The organism is Paraclostridium sp. MRS3W1 (genome assembly GCF_032465715.1).
Taxonomy (GTDB): Bacteria; Bacillota; Clostridia; order Peptostreptococcales; family Peptostreptococcaceae; genus Paraclostridium; species Paraclostridium dentum.
Genome location: NZ_JAWDJM010000193.1, coordinates 17194 through 30533, shown reverse-complemented (window position 1 = coordinate 30533; position 13340 = coordinate 17194). Strand labels below are relative to the sequence as shown.

Sequence of the window (13340 nt, the reverse complement as noted above, 5' to 3'; positions counted from 1 at the left end):
CTCCTATTAAATCGCCCACTTACTTAAGGTATTTATATTTTGATCCATCCACTTACCTCTATTTTTTATAAAATTTTTCATTAAGTTTAACTCTTCTTCATATGATTTAGCTTTGCCTTCTGTGGATTTTAGCAAATGGGAGTGTTTATCTAAAAATTCAATATATTCTTGTGGAGTTTTTATATTCGAATCACTAAATAAATCTGAACTATTCTCCTCAAATACCTCTGCTTGATTACACAGTTTAATTGGCCATTTATTAAAATTCCTTTCAATTGATTTTCCTAATTTTCCTTGAGCTTCATCGATTTCTCCTATCAAATATTCATCGCTTAAATAAGTTTTTCTCAGTTCTTTGTATCTATTTACAACTTTATTAGCAAATAACTTATCTTCAATTAATCTATCAAACCAAGGTCTTTGATTCATAAAAAACCCTTTATAGTCATATGGTTGTCCTATATCTTCAGTATGATTTCCTAATGATTGATTGAAATCCCAAACTGGACCAGCTTTCATTTTTCCATTATAGTCCTTATACATATATGTACTATAAATTCCAGCATCAGTATTTTTAAAAAATTCATTAATTATATAAAAATCAACAAATGAATCATCATCAATATATTTTTTATATCCTATATCTGGATCATTAAATTTATCAGAATAAAGCATTCTTTCAAACTCACTTATATATCTTTGTATGTATCGGTATTTCCCGGGTGTTAAATCTTTTTTAGGATATTCAATATTTAATCCATTATTATATAATGAAATTTCTTTCCCATAACTATCAACTTCTATATCTCCTTCTTTTTGTCTATTTTTAGCTAATATGAAACTAGTATCATTTCTTCCCTCTATAGTTTTAGTTATATCTACTCTGTCTTCTCCTCTATTGATTTTTTCAATCATCATATATACACCTTGATAATTAGAATCATCTATATTAAGACTTTTGTTATCTACTAAAAACACTTCACAAAATTTTACCCTAGGTGCATATCCCATTATTTTGCTAGATGTTTCTAATGCTATATAATTTCTCATTAAAGATTTATCTGCAAAAGGCGCATTTAACACCCATTCAGAATCTCTTGGCATTCCTAGTAAACTTTTTTCTTTCTCCCCACCTTTTTTATCCATAAGTTTTATTATGTATTGTTTTTTAGGGTACTTACTAGTACTATTTCCTCTTATTTTAAAACTCGCTCTACTTGTGAGGTTCGGTGTATCACTTAATCTATTTAATCCTGATTTATTATCATAAATTTGAATTTGTCCTACAGTTTTATCTTCTCTTTTGATGCTGTTTCCATCTGTATCAATCAGAACTATAGGTAAGTTGTAATCTTTGCTTATTTTACTTTCTTGTTGATATGCTTTGAAGTTTTTTTGTTTAACTTTTTCGAATTCTTTTTGCGATAATTCTTTTATATTACTTAGGTTTGCTACTATTAATAATGTTAAAAATAAAAAAGTAATTGCTACAAAGCTTTTAAATATATCTTTTTTCATAATATATCCCCTAACCTATTGTCTCTCCATTTTGAGCAACTATATTTACAGTGCTAACCCCTTCTATACTATATAAGCTACCTATAATATTTTTATCTTCATTATTTTTAATTTTTATCTGATATATTATTTCTATATTGTCTCCTACTGAATTTTTAGCTCTTAATTGACTCCCTTTAAATGAGTTAAATACACATCTCATAATCTCTTCTTCTTTTTCTCTTAAACCTCTTATTATTAATATATATCTGTCTTCTTTTCCAAATCCACTAAAACTAAACATAGATAAAACTGCAAATAAGAATAATGAGCCTATAATTGCTACCATATAATTTGAGCTACCTACACTAAGGCCTATTGCTATACACCAAAATATATAACCAGTATCTCTTGGGTCCTTTATTGCAGTCCTAAAACGAACTATAGATAGTGCCCCTACCATACCTAGAGATAAAGCTATATCACTACCAATAACTATCATTACCATAGTTGTAACTAAAGTGAGCATTACTAAAGATACGTTAAATTTTCTATTGTACATAACTCCGCTAAATGTTATTTTGTATGTCCAAAATACTACTACCGATAGTAATAATGCTATACACATTGTTTCCAATGCTCCAAAAGCTGTTATAGTTCCACTTTGATTTGTTAAGTATTTATATAATGTTTCCTTCATTCCACCACATCCTTATAATATATAATTTTCAAAAAACTGTCTTGAGCTACAATACTTACTAAGAGATCTGTTTGTTGTGTCTAATCCAGCTAAAGCTTGCGATATCCAACAAAATAGTTCCCCATCAAATTTAACTTCTAAAACTGCATTATAATAATCTACAATAGGTGTCATTAATATATCTTCGTTAAACATATCAAAGTCAAATTCATTAGACTTTATATCACTGTCTAATGTAACTCGTATATTATTTTCATTATGTATATAAGCCCTTCTATTGTAATCTACAAGCACTACTGGTCTATATTGACCTATAGTCATTATATTGTACGCAGATTTAGCTGTGTCATTTTCATAATTTAAAAGTACACTATAGTCTTTATTTATAAGAGCAATTGCATCTTCTCTACTTATAGTAGTTGTCTCTTTTCTTTGACTTACATTCATCTTTCGCTTTATTTCAAGTTTGACCTTATCTGTTTTAGTGTCATATATTCTCAACCTTATTTTTTTTCTTATCTCTTCTCCATTTACTTTTGCATAATAATCATCATTGTTTAAACTATCAAAGTATAAGCTTCGTATACGGTACCCATAACTTTTATTGTTTGGATCGGGTGTTAATACCTCCTTAAAAAGTTCATTAACTTTGTAATAATCTGTTTCACCTATCGGGTATTTAAGTTCTCTTCTATTTACTATCAAAATTTACACTCCTTCTGAAAATTTCCTAGTTAATATATTCTACATTCTAACATAATACGATATTTTTTTATTTTTTTCGACATTATAGACAATATTTTATTTATTTAATGGTAAAAAATGTAATTATTTTATTAACTTAAGCTAATATTATACATCTTTACTTAATTGATATACCCAATGTTTATATATTTTAATAAATTTTTCTCTTTTATTGTATTTCTAAATCTGTTGCATCAAAAAATAACTTAACTTTGATGTAATCTATTGATTATCCCTATCAAAATTAAGTTATTTTTATTTATATATTAAAACTTACTAATAAATTTATTTTTTATTAATATCATTATAGTAAACATTTTGACTTACTTCCTCACCTAGATTACTACTTGTATTTGATTTATCTGATTCTTCTTCTGGTTTCACTATAGGATCCTCTGGTCTTTCAGGTGCTATCGGTTCATCAGGTTTTACTGGAGGTTCTACTGGCTTTTCTGGTGTTGTCGGTTCATCAGGTTTTACTGGAGGTTCTACTGGCTTTTCCGGTGTTGTTGGTTCATCAGGTTTTACTGGAGGTTCTACTGGTTTTTCCGGTGTTATCGGTTCATCAGGCTTTACTGAAGGTTTTACTTGATTTTGTTGTTCATTTGTAGGTTTATACTGAGAATTTATTGATGTCTGCTGATTTGAATTTTTATTGACGTAATAATCTTTTTTATGTTTTTTTTCATTTCCATTAGATTTGACCGTAGTTTCATCTTCTTTAGTGATTTCATCTTTTTGATTTTCTTGTTTATCAATCTTATCTTCAATATTTTTTAAAGCTACTTCTTGCTTCTCTACCCTCTTATATTCTTCATTTGCAAGAATGGGAGCTTGTGATAAAGTAAACCCTGAAACTAGTGCAGTTGTTAAAATGGTTGAGACTACTACAACTTTTCCTTCTTTATTCATTTGTTAACTCCTTTGCTTAATATTATTCTATTTGTTTTATATTATCTATTCACTTAAATTCGATAGTTTTCCTTTAGTTAAATTCCTTCATATTTTTCACTAGTTTCTCATAATTTGTGGATTTACTTTATATTGTAAAGAAGGGTGTAGGTAGTTGACTCTTAACACCAAAGTCTCTGACTTTTAAGTGTTTAAAATCAACTACCTACACCCTTCTTCTTTTTCTTTTCCACAATAAGCATAGGGATATAGTTGTATTTTAGTTACATTTCAAGCGTCTTTTGCTTGTGTAGCAAAATACATCCTCTTCTTCTTCTTCTTCTCTTCCACAATAAGCATAGGGATATAGTTGTATTTTAGCTACATTTCAAGCGTCTTTTTGCTTGTGTAGCAAAATACAACTATATCCCTATCTTTACTTATAACTTTAAATCTTTTACTGCTTCTCTTGTTGCTACTAATTTATTTTCTACTTCTTCGATATTTTCTTTAGCCATACCTATAAATAGCATATCGATTATCGCAAGTTGAGATATTCTTGAGCTCATAGCTCCTTCTCTTAAAGATTTTTCTACATAAGGAACCTTTAATGTTATATCAGATAAATCTTCCAATTTATTACTTATACTTGCCTTTGTTATACTTATCACTGGAACATTATTTTTATTTGCATTTTCTACACACTTTATTACTTCTTTTGTCGTTCCCGAATATGATATTGCAACTGCTACATCTTCAGGCTCCATTAAAATAGATGAAGTAATTTGTAAGTGAGTATCCACATGTGCTATACATCTTTTATTTATTCTACTTAATTTATAATAAAAATCTTGTCCTACTAATCCTGAAACTCCAACACTATATATATATATATTCTTTGCTTTAGAAAGTAACTCTATCGCTTTTTCTAAATCTTCTTCTTGAATTAAATTTACAGTTTTATCCATAACTTTATCAATCGATTTTTTTATCCCATATATTATATCTGTTGTCTCAAGTTTTTTGTTTATATACTCAAAATCAGCTTTTTCTTTTATATCTCTTAAACTCATAGATAACTTTAACTTCATTTCATTTAAACTTTCAAAACCTAACTTTTTTGAAAATCTAATCAATGTAGCTGCCGAAGTATTTGTTATTTCCCCTATTTCTTTAGCTGATAAATTAATTATACTCTCATTATTAGAAAGTAAATAGTCAGCTATAAGCTTCTCGCTATCTGTAAAATCTTCATAATTTTGTTTTATATACTCTAAAATATTCATAACTTAAACCTTTCTAAAATAAAACTTTTTACCATCCTTTATATATTTTAATAGATAAAAGTCATCTTGTAAAACTGATGCTACTTTATTTATTCTAGCATCGTGAGCTTGAGTTGTAGTTAAAATTTGAAGCTCTCCCATATACCTCTTGTATCCTTCATTGTCTATAGTTATATCTCCATAATTTTTATCTACTGTATTTTCAGGTTTTATATTATTTCCATTTAATATTAACCTACTTTCACTAGCTCTTATAGCATCTCTTGCTCCATCAGTTCGTGAACTATATATTTCTTCTAATAATTTTAACGAAACTTTCTCTTTAGTATCTACTTTTATTCTTAATTCTACTCCTTCAGTGAAAAGATTAGCTAAATCATTTAACTCTTGTTTGCTTGGAAGTGAATCACCTATAAAAACTGACTGATTTCCTATTGCAAACAAATGATTTGCAGCTTGTCTTACATCTTTATTCCTATGATCTTCTAATGTTGGTAACCCATCTTTTAATGGACTTCTTTTTCTGTTATTAGATTGAACAAATGCACATACCTTTATTCCTCTATCATTTAAAATCTTATTCTTTTCTAACATGCATTCCTCAGATATCCCTGTTCCGATTCTTGGGTAAAAGTTGTGAAGGGCATCTATATTTTCATAATTTGGCGAAAATTTATCTAAGTTTTTGAAAAACGATTCTGTTACTGTAGACGCATTTAATTGTATTTGTATACCATAATCATTTTTACTCATATTAGAGATCTCTTCTTCTGTGTATCCAAAGTCAATTCTTATAGTTTTTACTCCCATATCTCTTAATCCTTTTAAATCCATGTTATCTAAATCTAAAAATTTAAAAGTATTTGGAGATATATCACTAATTATATCCATATCATATTGTTTTGCTAATTCAAAAAACTCTCTCACTTCAACTTTTAAAATATCATAATTAGCTTCTGGAATATGAAGTGATGTGAAAATCCTAGTAAATCCTAGCTCATTAGCATCTTTTAATAATTGTATATTTTCATCTTTTGTATTATCTAGTCCAAAATAAACTGAAAATCCTAAACTCATAAGTACTTCCTCCTCGTCATATAAAAACGGACTGACCTTATTTGCTGGGTCCAGATATAATGCTAATTTGTAGCGACCTTCAAAGCATCTTTATAAGCTTTGGGAGCACAACTTAGTATTATATCTGGAGTGCCCAAACCTTAGGTCAGTCCTTTACTATTTTTTATTCTACTGGATCTTCAAACCCTAATAATTCTGTAAAGAAGTATCCACCTACGTATGATGCTACAACTCCAATTAAGAATACAAACATTTTTCCATCAGCTATTAATAGTGCAAGTGGTAATCCTGATACTCCCATTGCAACTGCTCCAACTTTGAAAAATGCCATTACTGCTCCACCTATTCCAGCTCCTAAACAAGCTCCTAGGAAAGGTTTTCCAAGAGGTAATGTTACTCCATATATTAAAGGCTCTCCTATACCTAAAAAACCTGGTACTAATCCATTTTTTGCTGTTTCTTTTAATCTTTTATTTTTAGTCTTTTTAAAAACTGCTATTGTAGCCCCTACTTGAGCCATACCTGCTGTTGCCAGTATTGGAAGTAAAACTGTTGACCCTGTACTTGCTATTAAATCTGCATGTATAGGTGTTAAAGCTTGATGCATTCCAGTCATAACTAATGGTAGGAATAATGCTCCTGACACTGCTCCTGATATAACAGAAACTAGCATATTTCCTGATGCTACAGTATTTGCTACTACTAAGCCTATTGAATCAGATATAAATCCACCTACTGGTTGCAATATTAATAATGCAACTAAAACTGAAACTGTTAGTGTCACTAGTGGTGTTATAAATAAGTCTAGCACATCTGGTACTACTTTTTTACATCCTTTTTCAATATAAACCGCTAATAGTGCAACTAGTATTACTGATATTATTCCACCTCTACCTGGTGTTAATGTCATTCCAAATAAATTTATATCAGCAAGTACTGGAGATGATAAAATCCCTCCAAGTACTCCACCCATCATAGGCATTTGTGATCCAAATTCTTTTGCTGCATTTAATCCAACTAATATAGATAAAACTGAGAAAACTCCGTTTCCTATTAACCCTATTATCTTAGCTGCAGTTGTACTTGTATATGCTTCTCCAAAATATACACCTGCAATATTGTTAACTGCTAAAACCAATCCACATGCTACAAATAATGGTATTAAAGGTATAAATATATTTCCAACTTTTTTAAGTGCATTTTTGAATTTTGTATTATTTTTTTTCTTTAGTTTATCTTTTGTTTCTTTTATTGCATCATCACCTAATAAAACTTTTTTACCAACTATCTTATTTACTTCTTCAGTTACTTTATTTACTTTACCTGGTCCATAAATAATTTGTAATTGTCCTTCTGCTTGAACTACTCCCAATGCACCTTCTGACTTTTTCAATTCTTCCATTTGAACTTTTGAATAATCAAAAAGTTCAAGTCTACAACGTGTCATACAGTTTTGTACACTTTTAATATTTTCTTTTCCACCAACTAAGTCAATTAAATTTTTTGCTATTTCTTGGTTTGTCATTACAATTCCTCCTATCTATTTTTATATATTTTTAAGAGCTTTTGCTATATATCCATTATTCATTTCTAATATTACTTTAGCTTCTTCTTTTTCTAAGTTTGACAAGATCATAAATATAGATAACTTTACATCAAAACCAGTTTCATTTAAAATAGTTTCTGCTTCTTTAAAACTTACTCCTGTCGCTTCACACACTATTTTTTTAGATCTTTCAACTAATTTTTCATTTGTTGCTTTTACGTCTACCATTAAGTTTCCATATACTTTTCCCATTTTTATCATGCTTCCTGTTGATAGCATATTTAATACTAATTTTTGTGCTGTCCCTGACTTTAATCTTGTAGATCCTGTTACAACTTCTGCTCCAACAACTGGAGATATTGCTATTTTAGCTTCTTTTGCTACTTGTGAGTCTGCATTACATGTAACTGATATCGTTAGGGCTCCTATTTTATTTGCATACTCTAATCCCCCTATTACATATGGTGTTCTACCTGATGCAGCTATACCTACTACCGTATCATTTTCATTTAAATGCTTGTCCTTTAAATCTAATACAGCTAATTCTTTAGAATCTTCAGCACCTTCTTTAGCTCTAAATATGGCTTCTTGACCTCCTGCTATTAATCCTTGAACTAATTCTTCTGATACTCCATATGTTGGAGGACATTCTGATGCATCTAGTATTCCTAACCTTCCAGAAGTTCCTGCACCTATATATATTAGCCTTCCACCTTTTTGCATTCTCTCTACTATTCCATCTATAGCTTCTGCTATTTGAGGTAGTTCTATTTCTATTGCATTTGCTACCTTTTTATCTTCTTCATTTATCATCTTAACCATTTCTAAAGTTGATACTTTATCTATATTTAATGTGTTTTGGTTTCTACTTTCTGTTGTTAATTTCGATAAGTTTAATTTATCCATTTTTTTACCTCCATATTTTCATGAATTCGTTTTCTTATTTGTAATTTCATAATACCACTTTTGAAATATCATTTCAATATATTTTACAAATAAAGAAATATTATTTTATATATGTGACAAAAACTTATATTCTATTAATCTATTTAAGCGAATACATTTTCATAAAACTAAAAAAGTTAACTCACTTTTTATGAGTTAACTTCTACTTTTGACTGCACTTTTCTTTCCATTTTACTAATTTTTTATTGTATATTTCTTTTATAAGTTCAATATCCACTTCATTTTCATAGTTTTGACTTATTATTGAACTTGCAACTATAATAACATCTAAGCATTCTTCAGTTATATCATGCTTTGACTTATTTTTATATCCACATCCACATGCGTTTATACTGCTAAGTATCGCCTGTGCTACTTCTCCTGTTTCTTCTGTTAATTTTAAAGCCCTTTGCTCTATTGTTTTTTTATCTATTTCTGTTAGTTTTTGAATTTCTTCAAAATTAACTAATGTTTTGTTATTCATTGTTATACCTCTTTTCTTTAATTAAACACCATATTTAGTATAACATAAGTCTTAGGTATAAGAGGCTATACATGTTTTGCTCCACAAGCAAAGTTCAACTTTAAATGTCGCTAACCCAGGTATATCCTCTTATATCTTTTTTCTCAAACTTTAATATATATTTAATAGAATTTTAATGTTAAATATTATTAACAAAATAGGTAAAATACCTAGTTTTATTGGTTTAGTATTAAATTTGTGTTAATATATATATATGTAGCTAATCTGAAATTTAATTGGCTACCTCGTGTTTTTACTTCCTACGATTTTCGTAAATTTAAAGGGGGTTGTAATCAGCAATGGATCGGTTGAGAAGAAGTTATAATATGGTTATGTTCTTATTATTAGGACTAATCTGTGGTATATCTGGAAATTTACTAGATAAACCTGTATTAACTCCTGTACTTTATGTAGGTTGCGCATTATGTGGACTTATATTTTCAGGGTTAGTATTCTCTCCAATGAAAAAAGGACTTGAAAGTTAAAACTTAAATAAAAAAGAGCTATTTATATAGCTCTTTTTTTCATGTTATTTTACATTTTCTACATTATAATCATTATCTAACTTTGATTTATATCCATTAACTAGTGAGTCTAATGCTTGCTTTATTTCATATTCACTTGGTAATATTACATATCTTCTTGCATCTAATATAAATTTACTTTCCTTATTAACTATATTAACACTAGAAATTTTCTTATTTACACTACCTTTCATATCTAAAAGTAGTTTTGAAAATTCACCTTTTGTAATATTTTTTAAGATTATGTAAATTTCTTTTTCTGTTAATAAATTATCTCTTGAAACTCTTTCAACTTCTTCATTGAACATTTCCATAACTTCTTGATTAGTATTTTTTATATATTTATCAAGTATTAATTTTGATAATCTAGCTGTTGCAAATCCTCCTGCACCTATTCCTACTATGTTTAGCAATATGTATATATAAGAATTATTTAATAATTTCCCAAAGTTAGTAATAAGAGCCAATATAAAGAAGGCTAATGTCCCTCCTAAAATACCTAATATCAGTTTCACATTGTTAATCTTTTGATAATTTTTTTCGTCTTCTAAATAAAAATCATCTTCTATTGTATGGTTTCTATATTTATACAAATCTATATCAAGTGAATTATTCGTAGAGTGTAGACTATTTGCAAATCTACAGTATTCACTTTTATCCACAGTATTATCCAAGTTTATACTTTCAATAAATTTATCTCCGTAAATTTTTATACTTCTCAAAATAGATTTGATAAGCGCTTCATTTTTCGAATCTCCATTCCATATAGATAGTGCATATTCTATACACCCTGACATGCCTAGTATATGTTCTGTTTCTACACTTCCATCAATTTCAAAAAATTCTACTCCTCTTACTTTACCTTCATTAGCTATAATTTTAGCTTGATTGTATGTAAAAGCTCCTCTTTTTAATATCTCCTTTGGCTCTAATGTTGCATGTGTCATACCTTCCTTTATTCTATCTTCAAAGTCCGCTATAGCTTCTTCATATTTATCTAGAGGTATTTCAATACTCACAGGTGATCCATCTTCGTTTATAAACCTTAATTCACCATAATTCAGACATGCATCAACACATCGTTCGCCACTGCTACTATATTTGCTTTTTAGTATCTTTGTCATATATAATTTTCACCCTTTACAAATGAACTTTGTTATCTATGGTTGTTGTTTATCTATTGTGTCTACTATAATAAGTCCTTTTTTATTTTTTATAAGCCCTGGCTTACACTCATAAACATTATATCCATTTACGCTAAGTAGTGCAACTCCATTCGCTTTATTGTCTAGTTTCAAAACATCTCCTACATTTAAATTAATAAGGTCTCTTACAGATATGTTTGTATTTCCTAATGTTGCAGTCATATCAGCCTTTACACTACAAATGTTTTGATATATAGCATTGGTAAATTCATATTGACCTTCTATATCTCTAGTTTTTAGAAGTTTTTTTGTTTCTAATTGTTCAAGTACTGGCTCCATACAACAATAAGGATTGCAAAAATGCATCTTTCCAATTTCTTCGTTACCATTATACATAGTCATTTGTGCAATAAGTACAGACTCACTTACTGAAAACTTATTACTGGATTCAATATTGGTATAAATATTTGAAACTTCCCTTTTATTACATCCTTCTACTATGTGTAACCTTTTTATAAAAGTTTCAGCAATATTCAAAATTAGATGCTTATCAATTTCAGTTAGTTCTCTATTTTTATTTTTAAAGCTTCCATCTCCACCTAACATTAAATCTATAAGTGTAAGAGCTACTGTTTTATCCATTTGATATATAAGTCCCTTTACTAAGGGTAATATGTCATGTTCTATTATTATCGATTCATATTCAATCGATTTCATAAATTCTTCAAAATTAGTTTGCCTTACTTTTTTAAGTTTAGCATTTATGCTTTTCTGTTTTAAATCATATGCTATATTTAAATTCATATACTTGCAAAAGTCTTCAGCTATAAGTGATAAAAATCTCATATTATCAGCAGAATATCTTTGAGGTTTTTTAAAATCATAATCTCTGATTGTAATTTCCATTTTATATGCCTCCGATTCTATCTACTTTGAAGATTGTTTACCATTGACCACATATCGTCTCCTACCTGTATACCCTTGCTGTTATACTGAAATGACCTTTGAGCCATTATTAAATTTACCATCTCATCTTGCATGTTTACATTAGACATTTCTACATGTCCTTGTAATATGCTTTTATTTTGTACAGCTTCAACATTAGTTAGCTTTGCAGTAAATAAATTATCTCCTACTGATACAAAATCAGCATCTCCTTTAGGTTGATATAAATTAATCACTCCAACTTTGTTATTATCTAGATATATTTCCCCATTCTTATGTATACTTAAATCTCCATTTTTTAGATTAATATTTTTACCATTCCCATTTAAAGGTTGTATATCTAATATATTACCCTTATCATCTACTAATTTACCAGTTGAATCTAAATTAAATTCTCCATTTCTTGTGTATGCGTAGCTTCCATCTGATCTCATCACTCTAAAAAAGCCATCTCCATCTATTGCTAAATTAGTATTTATTTTAGTTTCTTTAATTGCACCTTGTTCATAATTTCTAGTTGCTTGAGATATCCTACTTCCAGTACCAGTTCTAACACTTGTAGAGTTAGTTGGGTATGAATTTTTATGTAATGATTCTTGATATAAATCTAAAAAATTAGCATCTAATTTTTTATATCCTACAGTCTGTGAATTTGTTATATTATTTGAAATCAAATCTATATTAGATTGACTTGATAACATCCCAGACTTACTATTATGCATTATATTATACATATTTTATACCTACCTTACATTTCCGATTTCATTAGCTATTTGTCTTAATGTTGAATCTATAGTTTGTATAACTTTTTGATTAGCTTCAAACTCTTTTACTGTTTCCATCATTTCTGTTACTGAGCTTATGTAATCTACATTTGACCCTTCTACATATCCTTGTTTTATAGAATAGTTATTTGAGTTTTTAGGGTTATTTCCTGAGTATAAGTTATCTCCAACTTTTTTAAGATTTTTGTAATCATTAAAATCTACAATAGAAAATTTATAACTAGCTCCACCTTCTACCATAAGCTCGTTTGAAGGTGTAACTGTAATTTTACCATTACCTACATATATAGGTTCATTAGCTCCACTTGCCTGATTTAATCCCATAACATTATGGCCACCATTTGTTACAAGGTATCCTTGTGAGTTAACCTTAAATGATCCATCTCTAGAATAAAATGTATTTCCACCAAAGTCTCTTATCTGAAAAAATCCACTCCCATCTATTGCAAAATCGGAATTATTTTCAGTTGCTACAAATGTACCTTGCTTAAAATTTGTATTAACTTCGTCTATTCTAGTACCAAAACTTACTCCACCTAAAATTTGTTGATATGCTTTTCCATTTTGGTAATTATCATTATTGGATAAAGTCATTTCTTCAAAACTTTTAGATATTAATTTATCTTCTTTATATCCATTAGTTTTTATATTTGCTATATTGTTTGTTATTGTACTTTGTCTCGACTGTAAATTTAACATCGAAGATACAGATGCATATAGTCCTCTTATCAT

Annotated in this window: 14 protein-coding genes; 1 reads left to right on the top strand and 13 read right to left on the bottom strand. The window is 28.6% G+C overall.

From position 1 onward, the window contains the following. Positions 1–6: 6 nt before the first annotated feature. The 9 genes from RWY47_RS16975 to RWY47_RS16935 all read right to left on the bottom strand — a co-directional run bounded on the left by RWY47_RS16975 (position 7) and on the right by RWY47_RS16935 (position 9170). A complete protein-coding gene (locus RWY47_RS16975) occupies positions 7–1518 on the bottom strand; it encodes a CotH kinase family protein (protein ID WP_224170402.1) in 1512 nt (503 codons plus the stop codon). 10 nt (positions 1519–1528) lie between these two features. Beyond that, positions 1529–2197, bottom strand: coding sequence for a DUF4956 domain-containing protein (locus RWY47_RS16970; protein ID WP_025162910.1), 669 nt, complete (start codon positions 2195–2197; stop codon positions 1529–1531). Positions 2198–2209: 12 nt separating this feature from the next. Beyond that, on the bottom strand, positions 2210–2902 hold the full coding sequence (locus tag RWY47_RS16965; protein WP_142729923.1) for a polyphosphate polymerase domain-containing protein: 693 nt from the start codon (positions 2900–2902) through the stop codon (positions 2210–2212). A gap of 324 nt (positions 2903–3226) precedes the next feature. Next, positions 3227–3853, bottom strand: coding sequence for a hypothetical protein (locus RWY47_RS16960; RefSeq protein ID WP_264319118.1), 627 nt, complete (start codon positions 3851–3853; stop codon positions 3227–3229). A gap of 419 nt (positions 3854–4272) precedes the next feature. Continuing rightward, entirely contained in the window at positions 4273–5118 is an 846-nt protein-coding gene (locus RWY47_RS16955; RefSeq protein WP_021429740.1) for a MurR/RpiR family transcriptional regulator, read from the bottom strand. 3 nt (positions 5119–5121) lie between these two features. After that, a complete protein-coding gene (locus RWY47_RS16950; protein WP_021429634.1) occupies positions 5122–6195 on the bottom strand; it encodes a DUF871 domain-containing protein in 1074 nt (357 codons plus the stop codon). 163 nt (positions 6196–6358) lie between these two features. Then, positions 6359–7720, bottom strand: a complete 1362-nt coding sequence (locus tag RWY47_RS16945) for a PTS transporter subunit EIIC (RefSeq protein WP_224170401.1) — start codon at positions 7718–7720, stop codon at positions 6359–6361. A gap of 21 nt (positions 7721–7741) precedes the next feature. Then, positions 7742–8647 (bottom strand): N-acetylmuramic acid 6-phosphate etherase, encoded by a 906-nt coding sequence (murQ, locus tag RWY47_RS16940; protein WP_224170400.1) that lies wholly within the window; start codon positions 8645–8647, stop codon positions 7742–7744. A gap of 202 nt (positions 8648–8849) precedes the next feature. After that, positions 8850–9170: a MazG-like family protein gene (locus RWY47_RS16935; RefSeq protein WP_025162525.1), complete on the bottom strand. Its 321-nt coding sequence runs from the start codon at positions 9168–9170 to the stop codon at positions 8850–8852. Positions 9171–9508: 338 nt separating this feature from the next. Here RWY47_RS16935 and RWY47_RS16930 point away from each other — a divergent pair, with 338 nt between their 5' ends. Continuing rightward, entirely contained in the window at positions 9509–9694 is a 186-nt protein-coding gene (locus tag RWY47_RS16930) for a hypothetical protein (RefSeq protein ID WP_029878197.1), read from the top strand. Between the two features lie 44 nt (positions 9695–9738). Here RWY47_RS16930 and RWY47_RS16925 read toward each other — a convergent pair whose 3' ends face one another. Genes RWY47_RS16925 through RWY47_RS16910 form a run of 4 tightly spaced genes read right to left on the bottom strand, consistent with a single transcriptional unit; the run spans position 9739 to position 13340 of the window. Continuing rightward, positions 9739–10857, bottom strand: coding sequence for a hypothetical protein (locus RWY47_RS16925; protein WP_025162524.1), 1119 nt, complete (start codon positions 10855–10857; stop codon positions 9739–9741). A gap of 36 nt (positions 10858–10893) precedes the next feature. Continuing rightward, positions 10894–11784, bottom strand: coding sequence for a flagellar motor switch protein FliM (locus tag RWY47_RS16920; protein ID WP_021429723.1), 891 nt, complete (start codon positions 11782–11784; stop codon positions 10894–10896). A gap of 17 nt (positions 11785–11801) precedes the next feature. Then, positions 11802–12557: a flagellar hook-basal body complex protein gene (locus tag RWY47_RS16915; RefSeq protein ID WP_224170399.1), complete on the bottom strand. Its 756-nt coding sequence runs from the start codon at positions 12555–12557 to the stop codon at positions 11802–11804. 9 nt (positions 12558–12566) lie between these two features. After that, on the bottom strand, positions 12567–13340 hold the full coding sequence (locus RWY47_RS16910; protein ID WP_025162522.1) for a flagellar hook-basal body complex protein: 774 nt from the start codon (positions 13338–13340) through the stop codon (positions 12567–12569).